The organism is Streptomyces sp. NPDC001851, assembly GCF_040297165.1.
Lineage (GTDB): Bacteria > Actinomycetota > Actinomycetes > Streptomycetales > Streptomycetaceae > Streptomyces.
In genome coordinates this window covers 408,813-426,120 of sequence record NZ_JBEOYR010000001.1, presented here as the reverse complement: position 1 = coordinate 426,120, position 17,308 = coordinate 408,813, and the positions used below count along the sequence as shown (strand labels likewise).

At 72.1% G+C, this 17,308-nt stretch carries 14 protein-coding genes; 9 read left to right on the top strand and 5 right to left on the bottom strand.

The annotated features are described in order from the left end of the window. Window positions 1-8 precede the first annotated feature (8 nt). Complete coding sequence (locus tag ABT171_RS01975; protein ID WP_351238709.1) at window positions 9-1,601, bottom strand: acyl-CoA carboxylase subunit beta; 1,593 nt, start codon at window positions 1,599-1,601, stop codon at window positions 9-11. Between the two features lie 110 nt (window positions 1,602-1,711). On the opposite strand from ABT171_RS01975, the gene ABT171_RS01970 reads away from it, so the two are divergent. Both ABT171_RS01970 and ABT171_RS01965 read left to right on the top strand, forming a co-directional pair. Next, window positions 1,712-2,572, top strand: a complete 861-nt coding sequence (locus tag ABT171_RS01970) for a biotin--[acetyl-CoA-carboxylase] ligase (protein WP_351238707.1) — start codon at window positions 1,712-1,714, stop codon at window positions 2,570-2,572. Window positions 2,573-2,947: 375 nt separating this feature from the next. Next, the gene (locus ABT171_RS01965) at window positions 2,948-4,054 is read left to right on the top strand and encodes an adenylate/guanylate cyclase domain-containing protein (protein ID WP_351238705.1); all 1,107 of its coding nucleotides are present in this window, start codon (window positions 2,948-2,950) and stop codon (window positions 4,052-4,054) included. Here ABT171_RS01965 and ABT171_RS01960 read toward each other — a convergent pair. After that, complete coding sequence (locus ABT171_RS01960; RefSeq protein WP_351238703.1) at window positions 4,029-4,697, bottom strand: hypothetical protein; 669 nt, start codon at window positions 4,695-4,697, stop codon at window positions 4,029-4,031. The genes ABT171_RS01965 and ABT171_RS01960 overlap by 26 nt on opposite strands. 196 nt (window positions 4,698-4,893) lie before the next feature. Between ABT171_RS01960 and ABT171_RS01955 the strand changes: the two genes are divergently transcribed. From ABT171_RS01955 to hutH, 3 genes are all read left to right on the top strand, one after another. After that, window positions 4,894-5,688 carry an enoyl-CoA hydratase/isomerase family protein gene (locus ABT171_RS01955; protein WP_351238701.1) on the top strand — a complete coding sequence of 265 codons (795 nt, stop codon included), beginning with the start codon at window positions 4,894-4,896 and terminating at the stop codon, window positions 5,686-5,688. Window positions 5,689-5,844: 156 nt separating this feature from the next. Continuing rightward, window positions 5,845-6,984 carry a GGDEF domain-containing protein gene (locus ABT171_RS01950; RefSeq protein ID WP_351238699.1) on the top strand — a complete coding sequence of 380 codons (1,140 nt, stop codon included), beginning with the start codon at window positions 5,845-5,847 and terminating at the stop codon, window positions 6,982-6,984. A gap of 88 nt (window positions 6,985-7,072) precedes the next feature. Then, window positions 7,073-8,611 (top strand): histidine ammonia-lyase, encoded by a 1,539-nt coding sequence (gene hutH, locus ABT171_RS01945; protein WP_351239111.1) that lies wholly within the window; start codon window positions 7,073-7,075, stop codon window positions 8,609-8,611. A 57-nt stretch (window positions 8,612-8,668) separates the two neighbouring features. Here the strand turns inward: hutH and ABT171_RS01940 are convergent, their stop codons facing one another. Both ABT171_RS01940 and ABT171_RS01935 read right to left on the bottom strand, forming a co-directional pair. Further along, the gene (locus ABT171_RS01940) at window positions 8,669-9,427 is read right to left on the bottom strand and encodes a hypothetical protein (RefSeq protein ID WP_351238697.1); all 759 of its coding nucleotides are present in this window, start codon (window positions 9,425-9,427) and stop codon (window positions 8,669-8,671) included. A gap of 42 nt (window positions 9,428-9,469) precedes the next feature. After that, on the bottom strand, window positions 9,470-9,790 hold the full coding sequence (locus tag ABT171_RS01935) for a hypothetical protein (protein ID WP_351238695.1): 321 nt from the start codon (window positions 9,788-9,790) through the stop codon (window positions 9,470-9,472). A gap of 109 nt (window positions 9,791-9,899) precedes the next feature. On the opposite strand from ABT171_RS01935, the gene ABT171_RS01930 reads away from it, so the two are divergent. The 3 genes from ABT171_RS01930 (at window position 9,900) to ABT171_RS01920 (ending at window position 15,107) form a co-directional block, all read left to right on the top strand. After that, entirely contained in the window at window positions 9,900-10,244 is a 345-nt protein-coding gene (locus ABT171_RS01930) for a hypothetical protein (protein ID WP_351238693.1), read from the top strand. 228 nt (window positions 10,245-10,472) lie between these two features. Beyond that, window positions 10,473-11,720 (top strand): L,D-transpeptidase, encoded by a 1,248-nt coding sequence (locus tag ABT171_RS01925; protein ID WP_351238691.1) that lies wholly within the window; start codon window positions 10,473-10,475, stop codon window positions 11,718-11,720. Window positions 11,721-11,810: 90 nt separating this feature from the next. Further along, entirely contained in the window at window positions 11,811-15,107 is a 3,297-nt protein-coding gene (locus ABT171_RS01920) for a S8 family peptidase (protein ID WP_351238689.1), read from the top strand. Window positions 15,108-15,124: 17 nt separating this feature from the next. Here ABT171_RS01920 and ABT171_RS01915 read toward each other — a convergent pair whose 3' ends face one another. Further along, window positions 15,125-16,018 carry a helix-turn-helix domain-containing protein gene (locus ABT171_RS01915; RefSeq protein ID WP_351238687.1) on the bottom strand — a complete coding sequence of 298 codons (894 nt, stop codon included), beginning with the start codon at window positions 16,016-16,018 and terminating at the stop codon, window positions 15,125-15,127. A gap of 169 nt (window positions 16,019-16,187) precedes the next feature. Here ABT171_RS01915 and ABT171_RS01910 point away from each other — a divergent pair, with 169 nt between their 5' ends. Beyond that, window positions 16,188-17,234, top strand: coding sequence for an NAD(P)-dependent alcohol dehydrogenase (locus tag ABT171_RS01910; protein ID WP_351238685.1), 1,047 nt, complete (start codon window positions 16,188-16,190; stop codon window positions 17,232-17,234). Window positions 17,235-17,308 lie beyond the last annotated feature (74 nt).

Here is a 17,308-nt window from a genome sequence, read left to right as displayed (position 1 = left end):
GCGGCTCCTTAGAGGGGGATGTTGCCGTGCTTCTTCGGAGGCAGGGATTCCCGCTTGGTGCGCAGCTGACGCAGGCCGCGGACGATGTGGGCGCGGGTGTCGGACGGCATGATCACCGCGTCGATGTAGCCGCGCTCGGCCGCCACGTAGGGGTTGAGGAGGGCGTCCTCGTACTCCTGGATCAGCCGGGCCCGGGTGGCGTCGCCTTCTCCCGCGGCCTCCGCCTCGGCGATGGTGCGGCGGTGCAGGATGTTGACCGCGCCCTGGGCGCCCATGACGGCGATCTGGGCGGTGGGCCAGGCCAGATTGAGGTCGGCGCCCAGGTGCTTGGAGCCCATCACGTCGTACGCCCCGCCGAAGGCCTTGCGGGTGATGACGGTGATCAGCGGGACCGTCGCCTCCGCGTAGGCGTAGATCAGCTTGGCGCCGCGCCGGATGATGCCGGTGTGCTCCTGGTCGACGCCCGGCAGGAAGCCCGGCACGTCCACGAAGGTCAGCACCGGGATGTTGAAGGCGTCGCAGGTGCGCACGAACCGGGCGGCCTTCTCGGACGCGTCGATGTCCAGGCAGCCGGCGAACTGCAGGGGCTGGTTGGCGACGATGCCGACCGGGAAGCCCTCGACCCGCCCGAACCCGGTGAGGATGTTCGGCGCGAACAGGGACTGCGTCTCGAAGAACTCGCCGTCGTCCAGGACGTGTTCGATCACCGTGTGCATGTCGTACGGCTGGTTCGCGCTGTCGGGCACGACGGTGTCCAGCTCGCGGTCCTCGTCGCTGACGGCGAGGTCGGCCTCCTCGGGGAAGACCGGGGGCTCGGAGAGGTTGTTGGACGGCAGGTACGACAGCAGCTGCTTGACGTACTCGATGGCGTCCTTCTCGTCGCCGGCCATGTGATGGGCCACACCGGAGGCCGTGTTGTGGGTCCTGGCGCCGCCCAGCTCCTCGAAGCCGACGTCCTCGCCGGTGACGGTCTTGATGACGTCCGGCCCCGTGATGAACATGTGCGAGGTCTGGTCGACCATGACCGTGAAGTCGGTGATGGCCGGGGAGTACACGGCTCCGCCGGCGCACGGGCCGACGACCAGGCTGATCTGCGGGATGACGCCGCTGGCGTGGGTGTTGCGGCGGAAGATCTCGCCGTACGCGCCGAGGGAGGCGACGCCTTCCTGGATGCGGGCGCCGCCGGAGTCGTTGATGCCGATGACCGGGCAGCCGGTCTTGAGGGCGAAGTCCATGACCTTGACGATCTTCTGTCCGTAGACCTCGCCCAGCGCCCCGCCGAAGACGGTGAAGTCCTGCGAGAACACGGCGACGGGGCGTCCGTCGACGGTCCCGTACCCGGTCACGACGCCGTCGCCGTACGGCCGGTTCTTCTCCAGCCCGAAGTTCGTGGACCGGTGCCGGGCGAACTCGTCGAGCTCGACGAAGGAGCCTTCGTCCAGCAGCAGCTCGATCCGTTCACGGGCCGTCAGCTTGCCCTTGGCGTGCTGCTTTTCGACGGCGCGTTCCGAGCCGGCGTGCGTCGCCTCGTGGATGCGGCGCTGGAGATCCGCCAGCTTGCCAGCGGTCGTGTGAATGTCGATCTCTTCCGGCTCGGACATCGGGATACGGCTCCCTGCCTGCTCAAAAGGGGGGACGGTTACTCATCCGTAGAGTAGTGCTGGGCCTGTGGGTCGGCAGTGCGGCGTTTCCCACACCTAGGGTGACTTGCATGACGCCGCACAATGCATCAGATGACAGCCGCTGGTCCGACCTGGACCGTCCGCCCCTGAACGCCGCGGCACTGCGGCGCGCACTGGTCCGGGAGGGGGGCCTGTACCGCGAGGTGGACGTGGTGCAGCGCACCGGCTCCACCAACTCCGACCTGGTGGCCCGGGCCGCCGCCGGGAAGGCCGGTGAGGGGGCCGTGCTGGTCGCCGAGGAGCAGACGGCGGGCAAGGGCCGTCTGGACCGCCGCTGGACGGCACCGCCGCGCTCGGGCCTGTTCTTCTCCGTGCTCCTGCGGCCCGTCGAGGTGCCGGTGGCGCGGTGGGGCTGGCTGCCGCTGCTCACCGGTGTCGCCGTGGCGGCGGGGCTGGCGCGGGCGGCGGGCGTGGACACGGCGCTGAAGTGGCCGAACGACCTGCTGGTGACGGTCGGGGGCGAGGAACGCAAAGCGGGCGGGATCCTGGCCGAGCGGGCCGGCGCGGACGGTGTGGTCATCGGCGTCGGCATCAACGTCACGCTGCGGGCCGGGGAACTGCCGGTGCCGCAGGCGGGGTCGCTGGCGCTGGCCGGGGCGACGGGCACGGACCGCGATCCACTGCTGCGGGCGGTACTGCGGTCGCTGGAGGAGTGGTACGGGCGGTGGCGGCGCGCCGGTGGTGACCCTGCGGTGAGCGGGCTGCAGGAGACGTATGCGGCGGGGTGCGCCACGTTGGGGCGCACGGTGCGGGCCGAGCTGCCCGGGGAGCGTTCGATCGTGGGCGAGGCGGTGGCGGTCGACGGGGACGGCCGCCTTGTCATCGCCACGGAGGCCGGCGTGCAGGAACCGGTGGGGGCGGGGGACATCGTCCATCTGCGGCCCGCGTGACGGTGCCCTTTGCTGCCCGGTGCCGGTGCGGGCCGGGTCGCTTACTGGCGCAGCGGCGGCGGTGTTTCGAAGGCGCCGGTACCGCAGCGCCCCGTCAAGGGGCGCGGGGCTGTATCGATATGCGGCTCCGCCGCGTGGGCGCGACCAGCCACGACGGATCCGCGGGCCGGCGACGGAGGGGACGCCCCCGGACCTGCCCCGATGCGGGGGCCTGGGGGGCGCAGCCCCCGGGGTGGCCGGCAGCAGCACCGGGAAGCGCACCCGGCACCGGGAGGTGAACCGTCGGCCGAACCCGACGGAGTGAGCTGGCGCACACCTGCCGTAGAGTTGAGGCCGGTCGAAACGTGACCGCGGCAGATCGGAAGGGCAGCAGGCGTGACCGTCGACGACACGGGCTCCGGCGCGGGCGCGGACGCCGCCGACCCCGGCGAGGATCCGCTGGCCCTGCGCCTCGAACAGCTCATCCTGGGCGCCGAGCGCCGCTACACCCCGTTCCAGGCGGCCCGCAGCGCCGGTGTCTCCATGGAGCTGGCGTCACGCTTCTGGCGGGCCATGGGCTTCGCCGACATCGGCCAGGCCAAGGCGCTCACCGAGGCCGACGTACTGGCCCTGCGCCGCCTCGCCGGTCTGGTCGAGGCGGGGCTGCTCAGCGAGGCCATGGCGGTGCAGGTGGCCCGGTCCACCGGACAGACCACCGCCCGGTTGGCCGAGTGGCAGATGGATTCCTTCCTGGAGGGCCTGACCGAGCCGCCCGAGCCCGGGATGACCCGCACCGAGGTGACGTACCCGATCGTCGAGCTGCTCCTGCCCGAGCTGGAGGAGTTCCTGGTGTACGTGTGGCGGCGGCAGCTCGCCGCCTCGGCCGGGCGGGTCGTGCAGTCCGCGGACGACGAGGAGATGGTCGACCGGCGGCTCGCCGTCGGCTTCGCCGACCTGGTGGGGTTCACCCGGCTGACCCGCCGGATGGAGGAGGAGGAGCTCGGCGAGCTGGTCGAGGCGTTCGAGACGACCGCCGCCGACCTGGTGGCCGCGCGCGGCGGCCGGCTGATCAAGACCCTCGGCGACGAGGTGCTGTTCGCGGCGGACGACGCCGGGATCGCCGCGGACATCGCGCTGCGGCTGGTCGAGACGCTCGCGAACGACGAGACGATGCCGGAGCTGCGGGTCGGCATGGCGTTCGGCACGGTCACCACTCGTATGGGTGATGTGTTCGGTACGACGGTGAACCTGGCCTCCCGGCTGACCTCGATAGCCCCGCGGGACGCCGTGCTGATGGACAGCGCCTTCGCGGAGGAGCTGATCCGCACCGGTGAGGCGCCCGCCTCCGAGGCGGAGGCGGCCGAGGCCGCCGCGGCCGCCGAGAAGGAGGGTGAGGAGCCGCCGGTGTACCGCTTCGCGCTCCAGCCGATGTGGCAGCGCCCGGTCCGCGGGCTCGGCGTGGTCGAGCCCTGGCTGCTCACTCGCCGCGACGGCCGGTCGTAACCCCCTCACCCCGGTCCACGCACAGGCCGAGCACCGGCACGCACAGCCCGCCCGGACCGCCCGTGGCCGGGCCCGCCGTGCTGTGGGTGGGTGCCGGGGCGGTCGGTGCGGGCCGGGAGGCGGTCGGGGCGGGTGGCCGGGCGGTGGGTGCCGCCGGGGGCTGCGACGGGGGGCCGTGGGTGGCGGCCGGTCCGGTGGGGGCGGTGCTCGGTGCTGCGGTGCTGCCGGGCGGCGCCGTGCGCGTTGCCGGTCCGGGGCGGGCCCCGGCCGGACGGGTGGCCGTCGGCGGGAGGCTGCGGCCGCCCATGACGGAGGTCGCCGAGGGCAGCGCGGTGGGGGCGGCGGCGACCGTGGCGGCGGTGTTCGCCGCGGGATCCGTGGCGGCGCCGGCCGCGTCGGGGCGGGGCTCGGCCTCGGCCGTGCCCGGGACGTCGACGCCCGGGTCCGGCACCACCCGGATCAGGCTGAGCACGCCTGCGGCCAGGGCGAGTCCGCCGGTGGCGAGCAGCACCTTGCGGGGGCGCGGCTTGCGGTGCCGTCCGCGTCGTACGGCGGACGCGCCGACCGGTTTGCCGTGCCCCGGTGGCTCCTGGTGCCGCTCCGGCTCCGCGTCCGTACGGGACTGTGCACGTATCGGTGACATGGTTCCCCTCCCCGCCGCGCGCCCGCCGTGCCGTGGCGGACGCACGCTATGCGTTCCCGTGGGGGATGTGGGGTGAGACGGCCGGGATGTCACTCGAACGGGCGTAGGCCCCCCGGGCTTTCCCGGGGCCGGGTCCGGCTGCGATGATCGAGCCGACAGTGGTTAACCCGCGTTAACACGTGAGCCGGAGGGTGTCATGAGCGAGGAGCGGTTCGGGGAGTTCGTGCTGGTGCGGCGGCACGGGTTCGTCGCGGAGCTGGTGCTGGACCGGCCCAAGGCCATGAACGCCGTCTCGACGGAGATGGCCCGCTCCCTCGCCGCCGCCTGCACGGCGCTGGCCGCCGACCGGGACGCGCGGGTGGTGGTCCTCACCTCGTCCCATGAGCGGGCGTTCTGCGTCGGGGCGGACCTGAAGGAGCGGAACTCCTTCAGCGACGCCGATCTGCTGCGGCAGCGACCGGTGGCGCGCGGGGCGTACACCGGGGTGCTGGAGCTGCCCATGCCGACGATCGCGGCGGTGCACGGGTTCGCGCTGGGCGGGGGGTTCGAGCTGGCCCTGTCCTGCGATCTGATCGTGGCCGACCGTACGGCGGTGGTGGGGCTGCCGGAGGTCTCCGTCGGGGTGATCCCGGGCGGCGGCGGTACCCAGCTGCTGCCGCGGCGGGTCGGCGCGGCGCGCGCGGCCGAGCTGATCTTCTCGGCGCGGCGGGTGGAGGCGGCGGAGGCGGCCGGGCTGGGGCTGGTGGACCGGGTCGTGGACGAGGGCCGCGATCGCGAGGAGGCGTTGGAGCTGGCCGCCCGTATCGCCGGCAACTCACCGGTCGGGCTTCGGGCCGCCAAGCGGGCGCTGCGGCTGGGGCACGGGCTGGATCTGCGGGCGGGGCTGGAGGTCGAGGACGCGGCGTGGCGTTCGGTGGCGTTCTCGGGGGACCGCGCGGAGGGAGTGGCGGCGTTCAACGAGAAGCGCAGGCCGGAGTGGCCCGGGGAGTAGGCGGGGCCTGCCCCGTGAGGGGCGCGGGCTCTGCCGGTACGCGGCTCAGCCGCGTGGGCGCGACCAGCCGCGGCAGGCGCGCACCCGGTGCGGGGCCCGCCACCTGATCGCTTCACCGATATCCCGATTGCTCCTATTTATCCCTAACCTGGAGTAATGGGTGAGGACAGGCGGCTGGCCGCGGTCGTGGCGCTGGCGCAGGGCATGGCGGCGGCCCACACCCCGCGGGACTCGTGGCAGGCCGCAGCGCTCGGCGCATGCCGCGCGCTGGACGGCGGCTTCGCCGCGCTGTCGGTGTGGGAGCGGCAGCTGGGCCGCCTGCGCGTCCTCGTGAACGTGGGGGACCGGCGCCCGGACGAGGAGGAGTTCCCCGAGTCCGAGGCCTACCCGGTGCACCAGTTCCCGGAGATCACCGAGTTCCTGCACGAGCGGTGGGCCGGCGGGGGCGGACCCCACGCCTGGGTGGAGACCGCCGAGGGGACCGCCGCCGGTACGCCCGGATACTTCCACCAGCGCGTCGCCGCCCTGCGCCGCAGGGGCCGCGGCTGCTGTGTCGTCGCGCCGGTCGTGCTGCACGGACGAGCCTGGGGCGAGCTGTACGTCGCCCGCCCCGTCGACGCCCCCGTGTTCGACCGGGCCGACGCCGACTTCGCCACCGTGCTGGCCGCGGTCGTCTCCGCCGGGCTCGCGCAGACCGAGCGGCTGGAGGAGGCCCGCCGGCTCGCGTACACCGACCCCCTCACCGGACTCGCCAACCGCCGCGCCGTGGACGTACGCCTGGAGGAGGCCGTCGAGCGGCACCGTACGGAGGGTGCGGCCGTCAGCCTCGTCGTCTGTGATCTCAACGGGCTGAAGCGGGTCAACGACACCCTCGGGCACGCCGTCGGCGACCGGCTCCTGGAGCGCTTCGGCTCGGTGCTGTCGCTGTGCGGGGCGATGGTGCCGGGCGCGCTGGTCGCGCGGCTCGGCGGGGACGAGTTCTGTCTGCTGGCGGTCGGGCCGCCCGCCGACGACGTGGTCAAGGCAGCCGACGAACTGTGCCGGAGGGCGGCGGAGCTGGAGCTGGGGGAGGGGGTGGCGTGCGGGATGGCCTCGACCGAGGACCCGATCGGGGAGGTGCGCGACGCCCGGCGGCTGTTCCGGCTCGCCGACGCCGCCCAGTACCGGGCCAAGGCGCTGCGTGTCGACCGGCCGGTGGTCGCGGGCCGGGAGGGGCCGCAGGACCCGGTCGTACGGCTGGCCGACGAGCCGTCGCCCGCGCAGGCCGAGCGGCGCCGGTTCCGGGGGCGGCGGTGAGGCGAAGCCCACACGGAGGGGTAAGGGGTGCTCCCGTTCCCCACTAGTGACATCGCCGCATTCAATGCGTACGCTCCTGAATATGGATATGCACACTGTGGTGGTGGGGACGTCCGGTGTCACGGCGTCCGACGTTCTCGCCGTGGCGCGCGGCGGTGCCCGCATCGAGCTGTCGGCCGAGGCGGTGGCGGCCCTGGCCGCGGCCCGCGAGATCGTGGACGCCCTGGCGGCCAAGCCGGACCCGGTCTACGGCGTCTCCACCGGCTTCGGAGCCCTGGCGACCCGGCACATCAGCCAGGAACTGCGCGCCCAGCTGCAGCGCAACATCGTCCGCTCGCACGCCGCCGGCATGGGGCCGAGGGTCGAGCGGGAAGTCGTACGGGCCCTGATGTTCCTGCGGCTGAAGACCGTCTGCTCCGGGCACACGGGTGTCCGGCCCGAGGTCGCGCAGACCATGGCCGACGTGCTGAACGCCGGGATCACCCCGGTGGTGCACGAGTACGGCTCCCTCGGCTGCTCCGGCGACCTGGCCCCGCTGTCCCACTGCGCCCTGACCCTCATGGGCGAGGGCGACGCCGAGGGCCCCGACGGGACCGTACGCCCGGCCGGCGAGCTGCTCGCCGAGCACGGGATCCAGCCCGTCGAGCTGCGCGAGAAGGAGGGGCTCGCCCTTCTCAACGGCACCGACGGCATGCTCGGCATGCTGATCATGGCCCTCGCCGACCTCGACACCCTCTACAAGTCCGCCGACGTCACCGCCGCCCTCAGCCTGGAGGCGCTGCTCGGCACGGACAAGGTGCTCGCGCCCGAGCTGCACGCCATCCGCCCGCACCCCGGGCAGGGCGCCTCCGCCGCCAACATGCTGGCCGTGCTGGAGGGCTCCCAGCTCACCGGGCACCACCAGGACGACGCGCCCCGCGTCCAGGACGCCTACTCGGTGCGCTGCGCCCCGCAGGTCGCCGGTGCCGGACGCGACACCATGGCGCACGCCCGCCTGGTCGCCGAGCGCGAGCTGGCCTCCGCCGTCGACAACCCGGTGGTGCTGCCCGACGGCCGTGTGGAGTCCAACGGCAACTTCCACGGCGCGCCCGTGGCCTACGTCCTGGACTTCCTCGCCGTCGCCGCCGCCGACCTCGGCTCCATCGCCGAGCGCCGCACCGACCGGCTGCTGGACAAGAACCGCAGCCACGGGCTGCCGCCGTTCCTCGCCGACGACGCGGGAGTCGACTCCGGGCTGATGATCGCCCAGTACACGCAGGCCGCCCTGGTGAGTGAGATGAAGCGGCTCGCCGTACCGGCCTCCGCGGACTCCATCCCGTCCTCCGCCATGCAGGAGGACCACGTCTCCATGGGCTGGTCGGCCGCGCGCAAGCTGCGCACCGCCGTCGGCAACCTCACCCGGATCATCGCCATCGAGCTGTACGCGGCCACCCGTGCCATCGAACTGCGCGAGGGCCTGACCCCGGCGCCCGCCTCCCGGGCCGTCATCGAGGCCGTGCGCGCCGCCGGTGTGCAGGGCCCGGGCCCGGACCGGTTCCTGGCGCCCGACCTGGCCGCCGCCGACGCGTTCGTGCGCGGCGGTCACCTCGTCACCGCGGTGGAGTCGGTCACCGGCCCGCTGAAGTAGCGCTTCACGCAAGGGGGCCCGTCCCGGCGGACAGGGCCCCCTTCCCGTGGCGCTACGTCACTTCAGCTTGGTCTGCTGGGCCTTGACGACCTCCGGCGAGACCGCGTACGCCTTCTTGTCCATCATCGCGCCCAGGTTCATCGTGACGTAGCCGGACAGGGTGTTCCCGGCCCGGACCACCTGGGCGTGGACGGACCCCGCGTCCCCGTCGTCCGTGTCCGCGGTCGCCGCGAACGCCACCGCCCCGCCCCCGGCGCCCGTGGGCTTCTCCTCGGCGACCTTGGTGAACCTCGTCTTCGTCCCCGCCTGCTTGCCGGAGAAGCCGCTCGCGCAGGCCTTGACGGCGGCGGAGACCGACGCGAGGGCCTTCTCGGCGCCGTCGCCGTCGTACGAGGCCAGGGTGACCGTGGTGACGTCCCGGTCCAGGGCCTTGTGCATCGACTCCTCGAACTTCTTCCCGTCGAGGTCGTCCGGCGAGGCCGGCTTGGCCGGGGGGACCCGCTTCGGGTTCTCCATGGCCAGCCGGTCGGTCTTCGCCGCCGCCTCGGCCGGCGGGAGCCCGCTGAGCACGCGGGCCAGCGGCCGGCACGGCGCGCTGTCGGTGGTGATCGGCTTGGCACGGGTGGCCGGCACCGGGCCCACCTTGTACCCCGGCACCTCGCCCTCGGCGATGATCATCTTCTTCAACTCCGCGGCGCTGCGCGCCTGCACGGCCGGCTTCGCCGCGTCCTGTCCGGCGCAGCCCGTGACAAGGGCGAGCGACAGCGCACCCACCACCGAGGTGGCGCACCGTCGCACGCCCGATGATCTCTTCATGGGCGAACTATGTGTGCGCCGTCAAGGAACCGTCAAGGGAAATTAAAAGCCCATGCGTTCGCGGCGCACCGAATACACCACGAAGCCGGCGCCGACGCCGAGGAAGAGAGTGCCGCCGACGACGTACGGCGTGGTGTCGGGGCTTCCGGTGTCGGCGAGTTCGGTGTCGGCCGCCGCGTCCCGTGCGCTGTCCGCGGCCTCCTGCGACACCGCCCTGGCCTGCTGGGTCACATGAGTCGTGGCGGATTCCGCGTTCGCTCTGGCCGGGTCCTGCGAGGCCTTCGCGGACGGTACGAACCACAGCGCGCACAGCAGGGTGCCCGCGGCGGTGGCGGTCAGCAGCGGACGGCGAGCGGATGACACGGAATATCGATCCCCTTGTAGCGCTGGCGAATTGGCCGTGTGGAGCGATGTTAGTGAAAGTCGCGGGTCACGGGAAAGTCACGGGAGGTTTCGGTCGTACGCTCGCGCCATGAGCGCTGAAGAGACATCACATTTTGTACGGCTTCGGGTGGAGCTGGTCCTCGAAGTGCAGGACGAGGGCGAGGTGACCAAGGCCGCGCAGCGCCGGCTCGCCCGGGACACGGAGCTTCCGGAGGCGGAGCGGGTCCAGACCGAGGGGGCTGTGACGGACGACACCGCGGAGGCCCTCGCGTATCTCGTGGACCCGTTCGACCTGGTCAGCGGGGTGCCCGGGGTGGAGCTCCAGCAGGCGTCCTGGTCGAGCGAGCGGATCGACTACGACCCTGACTCGCCCGAGTGGGATCTCTACGAGGATGATGGGGAGGGCGACGAAGAAGAGGACGGCATCGGCTGAGCGTCCCGGGGCACCCATGACCCCGGACGGCAACCGCCGTCCGGGGTTTCGTCGTCTCAGGGGGCGCACGGGCGACTTCCGCACCACCTGCCTTGGGGGACCGAGGCCGGCGTGGTGCGCCTAACACATGCGAACCGCGTGGAAAGGGACGGATCGCCCGTAGCGTGGATGGTTCGCAACGGGGGCCTCGGGGTTTTCACGATTACGGCAACGATGGAGAAGCGTGTGATGACGGACAGTAAGCGGCGCAACGGCCTGATGGTCGCGTCCGCACTGCTCGGTGGGGTACTGGCACTCACGGGCTGTTCCGGCGGCGGCCACAGCAAGGCGTCCGACGGCGGCGACAGCTCGCAGGCGAAGGCCGACGAGGCAGCGGCCAAGAAGTCGTCCGAGGCCCAGATCACCATCACACCCAAGGACGGCTCCGACAACGCCTCCATCAACAACTCGGCCGGCGTCACGGTCGCCAAGGGCACGCTCACCGGCGTCACGATGACCACCCAGGACGGCAAGGCCGTCGCCGGGCAGCTCTCCGCCGACAGGAAGAGCTGGAAGCCGACCGTCCAGCTGCAGCGCTCGACCACCTACAAGATCGCCGCCGAGGCCAAGGACGCCCAGGGCCGCATAGCCAACGAGAACGCGTCCTTCACCACGGTCGCCCCGGCCCACAGCTTCATCGGGACCTTCACCCCGGACAACGGCGCGACCGTCGGCGTCGGCATGCCGGTCTCGATCAACTTCGACAAGGCGATCACCAACAAGGCGGCCGTGCAGAAGGGCATCACGGTCACCTCCAGCAGCGGCCAGGAGGTCGCCTGCCACTGGTTCAACGCCAACCGCATGGACTGCCGCCCGGAGCAGTACTGGAAGGCGGGCTCCACCGTCACCCTGAAGCTCGCGCTCGACGGCGTCGAGGGCGCGCCCGGCATCACCGGCATCCAGCAGAAGACGGTCACCTTCCACATCGGCCGCAACCAGGTCTCCTACGTCGACGCGAAGACCAAGCAGATGAAGGTCACGCAGGACGGCAAGGTCGTCAAGACCATCCCGATCTCCGCCGGCGCCCCCGACCACACCACGTACGAGGGCCAGATGGTGATCTCGGAGAAGTTCAAGCAGACCCGCATGAACGGCGCCACGGTCGGCTTCAAGGACTCCGACGGCAAGGGCGAGTACGACATCAAGGACGTGCCGCACGCCATGCGCCTGACCAACTCCGGCACCTTCATCCACGGCAACTACTGGGGCGCGCCGTCCGTCTTCGGCAGCGCCAACACCAGTCACGGCTGCATCGGCCTGCAGGACGTCAAGGGTGCGGGCGACGCGAACATGCCGGCCGCCTGGTTCTACAGCAACTCCCTGGTCGGTGACGTGGTGGTCGTCCAGAACACCGGCGACAAGACGGTCGCGCCGGACAACGGCCTCAACGGCTGGAACATGAGCTGGGCCCAGTGGAAGGCCGGTTCGGCCGCCTGACCCTCCTCCCCACCGTTGAGCCGTCCGAACTCCCCCTGGTTTACTGCCTGACCGGTACTCCATCTCCAGGGGGAGAACTTGCCCGGACAAGTGAAAAGCGCCGCTGCGGCCGGTGTCGCCACGGCCGCAGCCCTCGCCCTCGCAGCGGGTGTGACCAGCCCGGCGTCGGCGAGGCCCGTGGAGCCCACCCCGGCCACCGCCTCCGCGCTCACCGCGAGGACCCACGTCACCCTGATCACCGGTGACCGCGTCGCCCTCGACGGCCGGGGCCGGATCGTCGGCCTGCAGCGGGCCGAGGGCCGCGAGGGCATACCCTTCCAGGTCCGCAGGACCAAGGGGCACACCCTGGCCGTCCCGGTCGACGCGGCCCGCCTGGTGGCCTCCGGCACCCTGGACCAGCGCCTGTTCGACGTCACCGAGCTGAACAAGGCCGCGACCCGCAGGGCCCAGAAGGACGGCCTGAAGGTCATCGTCGGCTACCGCGGCGCCGCCGCCGCGGCCAGGGCGGACGTCCGGGACGCGGCCCACCTGCGCCGCAGCCTCGGCACCCTCGACGCAGACGCCGTACAGACGACCGTCAAGGACACCGCCGAGCTGTGGCACGCCGTCACCCACGGCGACCGGGCCGCCTCCGGCATCGCGCACGTCTGGCTCGACGGCGTCCGCAGGGCCTCGCTCGACACGTCCGTGCCGCAGATCGGTGCCCCGGTCGCGTGGCAGGCCGGCTACACCGGCAAGGGCGTCAAGGTCGCCGTCCTCGACACCGGCGTGGACACCCGCCACCCGGACCTCAAGGGCCAGGTGATCGAGTCCCGGAACTTCACCTCCGCCGCCGACGCCGGCGACCACTTCGGGCACGGCACGCACGTCGCCTCCATCGTGGCGGGCACCGGTGCGAAGTCGGGCGGCAAGTACAGGGGCGTCGCGCCGGACGCCGAGATCCTCAACGGCAAGGTCCTGGACGACACCGGCGCCGGTGACGACTCCGGCATCCTCGCCGGCATGGAGTGGGCGGCCGCGCAGGGCGCCTCCGTCGTCAACCTCAGCCTCGGCGGCTCCGACAGCCCCGGCACCGATCCCCTGGAGGCCGAGGTCGACAAGCTCTCCGCCACCAAGGGCATCCTGTTCGCGATCGCCGCGGGCAACGACGGCCCCCACTCGATCGGTTCACCGGGCAGCGCGGACGCCGCGCTCACCGTCGGCGCCGTCGACAAGAAGGACGGACTCGCCGACTTCTCCTCCACCGGCCCGCGCATCGGCGACGGCGCCATCAAGCCGGACGTCACCGCGCCCGGCGTGGACATCACCGCCGCCGCGGCCAAGGGCAGCGTCATCGACCAGGAGGTCGGCGAGAAACCCGAGGGCTACCTGACCCTCTCCGGCACCTCGATGGCCACCCCGCACGTCGCGGGCGCCGCCGCGATCCTGAAGCAGGAGCACCCCGACTGGGGCTCTGCCGAGCTGAAGGGCGCCCTCACCGGCTCCGCCAAGGGCGGCGCGTACACGCCGTTCCAGCAGGGTTCGGGCCGTATCGCCGTGGACAGGGCCTACCGGCAGACCGTGATCGCCGACCCGGTCTCGGTGAGCTTCGGTGTGCAGCAGTGGCCGCACACCGACGACAAGCCGGTCACCCGGCAGGTGACGTACCGCAACCTCGGCGACCAGGACGTCACGCTCACCCTGAGCAGCACCGCCACCGACCCCAGGGGCCACGCCGCCCCGTCGGGCCTCTTCACACTGGGCGCGACGAGGCTGACCGTCCCCGCACACGGCAGGGCCTCCGTCGGCCTCACCGCGAACACCCGGCTGGGCGGCACCCTCGACGGCGCCTACTCCGCGTACGTGACCGCGACCGGCGCCGGGCAGCGCGTCCGCACGGCCGCCGCGGTGCAGCGCGAGGTGGAGTCGTACGACGTCACGCTGAAGTTCACCGGCCGCGACGGCAGGCCCGCCCCGTACTACAACGCCGACCTCAGCGGAGTGGGCGGCCTGGCGAACGGCACCGAGCTGAACCCGTACGACCCGTCCGGCACGGTGAAGGTCCGCGTGCCCAAGGGCACGTACCTCCTCAACTCCGCCGTGTTCGGGAACCGGGACGGCACCGGCGGCACCGACTGGATCGCCCAGCCGAAGCTGACCGTCGCCAGGAAGCAGACCCTCACGATCGACGCGCGCGGGACCAAGCCGGTCGACATCACCGTCCCCGCCCCGGGCGTGAGGTCGCGGTTCGCCTCGCCGGGATACACGCTCACCATCGGCGACGCCGAGTACGGCTACAGCTGGTTCCTGGACACGTACCAGGACTTCCGCACCGCCCACCTGGGCCCGAAGATCCCCGCGGGACAGCTGTTCCAGCAGTGGGACGGCCACTGGACCAAGGGGACGGGCGAGCAGTACGACGTCACCTCCGGCGGCCCGGTCACCCGGCTCGCCACCGGCTACACCAGGCACTACCGGGCGAGTGAGCTGGCCACCGTCAAGGCCCGGCTGGGCGCCTCCGCGAGCGGCAGGACCGGCTCGGTCGCCGCCACCGGCTGGCTGCCCGGCAGCACGGGCTCGTCCATCGACGTACCGCAGCGACTGCCCGGCACCCGCACCCTGCACCTGTCCGCGGACGGCGGAGTCCTCTGGGACCTGCACTTCACCCAGTACGGCGGCACCGGCCAGGACGGGGTCCCGCTGCCGGACGCCGCGTACGAGCTCGGCACGTCCTCCTTCAAGGCCGGCAAGAGCTACACGAAGACGGTCAACACCGCGGTCTTCGGCCCGCACGTCGACAAGGACCTCGGCCTCTACCGCTCCGGCAACGAGATCTACGGCTCACTGCCGCTGTTCGCCGACTCCGCCAGGCACGCCGGGTACTCGGCGTTCACCTCGGTGCGCACGACCCTCTACCGCGACGGCACCGAGGTCGGCTCCACCGACGACCCGCTGTCCGGGGAGGTGCCCTTCAAGGTTCCGGCCGGTGACGCCGCCTACCGGCTGACCACCTCGGTCAAGCGCTCGGCGAAGGTCGCCCGGGCCTCCTCCCGGATCGACGCGACCTGGACCTTCCGCTCCAGGAACAGCTCCGGCGGCTCCGTCCAGCTCCCCGCCTCCGTCCTCCACTACGGCATCACGACCGGCCTGGACGGCCGGGCCGCGGCCGGCAGGACGGTCACCTTCCCGGTCACCGTCGAGGGCGCGGCGGCGGGCGGCAACCTGAAGTCCCTCGCCGTGTACGTCTCCTACGACGGCGGGACCTTCACGAGGGCCGCCGTCCGAGGCGGCAGGGTCACCGTCAGGAACCCGGCGAAGGGCACCTCCCTCTCCCTGCGCTCCGAGATCACCGACAAGAAGGGCAACACGTCGGAGATCACGGTCTACGACGCGTACTTCGGCGAGTAGCCGGTCCGCGGCAGGGCTCAGGCCGACCGCACCGCGCGGGTCGCGTCCGTGCCCCAGCTGGCCAGCAGGCGGAGGGAGTCGGCGGACGGGGAGCCCGGCTCGGCGTGGTACGTGATCAGCGACTGCTCCGGGTCATCCGGCAGGCGGAAGGACTCGAAGTTCAGGGAGAGGTCGCCGACCAGCGGGTGGTGCATGCGCTTGACGCCATGGCTCTTCTCCTTGACGTCGTGGGTCGCCCACAGGCGGCGGAACTCCTCGCTCTTGACGGAGAGTTCACCGACGAGCGCCGACAGCTTCGGGTCGTCCGGGTGGCAGCCCGCGTCCATGCGCAGGGCGCAGACGATGTCGATGGCCTTCTGCTCCCAGTCGACGAACAGCTCCCGGTAGTCCGGGCGCAGGAACGTCAGCCGGGCCCAGTTGCGCTCGGCCGCCGGCAGTTCCGACCAGTCCCCGAAGAGCGCCGCCGCCATCCGGTTCCAGGCGAGGATCTCCGAGCGGCGCCCGACGACGTACGCCGGTACGCCGTCCATCGTGTCCAGCAGCTGCCGCAGCACGACCCGGACCTGCTGCTGGCGCGCCGCCGGCTTCTTCTTGTGCGACTTCGGCTTGGCCAGGTGGGTCAGGTGGGCGTGCTCGGCGTCCGTCAGCCTGAGCGCGCGGGCGATCGCGTCCAGGACCTCCGCCGAGACGTTCCGCCCGTTGCCCTGTTCCAGGCGCGTGTAGTACGCCACGGACACCCCGGCCAGCTGCGCCAGCTCCTCACGGCGCAGCCCCGGCACCCGCCGGTGCCGGCCGTAGTCGGGCAGCCCCACGTCCTCCGGCTTCAGCCGGGCCCGCCGACTGCGCAGGAACTCGCTCAGTTCGGCCCGCCGGTCCAGGGGCGGGGACGAGGGCAGGGGCTGGTTTTCCATACAACCAGTATTCACGGTCGTACGTACAGGAACCTGACCCCGCCAGTGGTAGGCACGGCAGTCGTACGCAGAGGCGTGGTCTGGGTGGCCGTCGTAGCGTGAGAGAGGGTGATTGCGTACCCGGTGGAAAGGCAACCGGGCACGATCACATCGCTAGGAGTACCCCGGCATGACCACCACTGTTGCTGCTTACGCCGCGCCTGCCGCGAAGGCCCCGCTGGAGCGGACCACGATCGAGCGGCGCGCGGTCGGCGAGTCCGACGTCCTGATCGACATCGAGTTCGCCGGTATCTGCCACTCCGACATCCACCAGGCCCGCGAGGGCTGGGGCACCGCGATCTTCCCGATGGTGCCCGGCCACGAGATCGCGGGCGTCGTCTCCGAGGTCGGCCCGGGTGTCACGAAGTACGCCGTCGGCGACCGCGTGGGCGTCGGCTGCATGGTCGACTCCTGCCGGGAGTGCGACAACTGCAGGGCCGGTCTGCAGCAGTACTGCACCGGCGGCGGCCCCACCTGGACGTACAACGCCGTCGGCAAGGACGGCGAGCCCACCTACGGCGGCTACTCCCAGAAGATCGTCGTCGACGAGAACTACGTCGTCCGCATCCCCGACGGCCTCTCCCTCGACGTGGCCGCCCCGCTGCTGTGCGCCGGCATCACCACCTACTCGCCCCTGAAGCACTGGAACGCGGGCCCCGGCAAGAAGGTCGCCGTCGTCGGCCTGGGCGGCCTCGGGCACATGGGAGTGAAGATCGCCGCCGCCCTCGGCGCGGAGGTCACGGTCCTCTCCCAGTCCCTGCGCAAGAAGGACAACGGTCTGAAGCTGGGCGCCGCCCACTACTACGCCACCAGCGACCCGAAGACCTTCGAGGACCTCAAGGGCACCTTCGACATCATCCTCAACACCGTCTCGGCACCGCTCGACTTCGGCGCGTACCTCTCCCTGCTGCGCACGGACGGCGCGATGGTCAACGTCGGTATCCCCGAGGAGCCGGTGCACATCCTGCTGTCCTCGGTGTTCGGCCACCGCCGCAGCATCAGCAGCTCCGGCATCGGCGGCATCCAGGAGACCCAGGAGATGCTCGACTTCTGCGCCGAGCACGGCCTGGGCGCCGAGATCGAACTGATCCGCGCCGACCAGATCAACGAGGCCTACGAGCGGGTCGTCAACAGCGACGTCCGCTACCGCTTCGTGATCGACACGGCCACGATCTGAGTCACCGGTTCTGTCCGCGGGCCCGGCCGGGGCGCTGTCAGCGCGACGGACCCGGCCGGGCCGGCCGGCAGACC

What these genes read in the sequence shown, in the direction of transcription:
- ABT171_RS01940 (WP_351238697.1), bottom strand. Translation starts at nt 9,427, where the DNA reads ATGAAGAGATCATCGGGCGTGCGACGGTGCGCCACCTCGGTGGTGGGT.
- ABT171_RS01930 (WP_351238693.1), top strand. Translation starts at nt 9,900, where the DNA reads ATGAGCGCTGAAGAGACATCACATTTTGTACGGCTTCGGGTGGAGCTG.
- ABT171_RS01915 (WP_351238687.1), bottom strand. Translation starts at nt 16,018, where the DNA reads ATGGAAAACCAGCCCCTGCCCTCGTCCCCGCCCCTGGACCGGCGGGCC.
- ABT171_RS01975 (WP_351238709.1), bottom strand. Translation starts at nt 1,601, where the DNA reads ATGTCCGAGCCGGAAGAGATCGACATTCACACGACCGCTGGCAAGCTG.
- ABT171_RS01910 (WP_351238685.1), top strand. Translation starts at nt 16,188, where the DNA reads ATGACCACCACTGTTGCTGCTTACGCCGCGCCTGCCGCGAAGGCCCCG.
- ABT171_RS01960 (WP_351238703.1), bottom strand. Translation starts at nt 4,697, where the DNA reads ATGTCACCGATACGTGCACAGTCCCGTACGGACGCGGAGCCGGAGCGG.
- ABT171_RS01950 (WP_351238699.1), top strand. Translation starts at nt 5,845, where the DNA reads ATGGGTGAGGACAGGCGGCTGGCCGCGGTCGTGGCGCTGGCGCAGGGC.
- ABT171_RS01925 (WP_351238691.1), top strand. Translation starts at nt 10,473, where the DNA reads ATGACGGACAGTAAGCGGCGCAACGGCCTGATGGTCGCGTCCGCACTG.
- ABT171_RS01955 (WP_351238701.1), top strand. Translation starts at nt 4,894, where the DNA reads ATGAGCGAGGAGCGGTTCGGGGAGTTCGTGCTGGTGCGGCGGCACGGG.
- hutH (WP_351239111.1), top strand. Translation starts at nt 7,073, where the DNA reads ATGCACACTGTGGTGGTGGGGACGTCCGGTGTCACGGCGTCCGACGTT.
- ABT171_RS01970 (WP_351238707.1), top strand. Translation starts at nt 1,712, where the DNA reads ATGACGCCGCACAATGCATCAGATGACAGCCGCTGGTCCGACCTGGAC.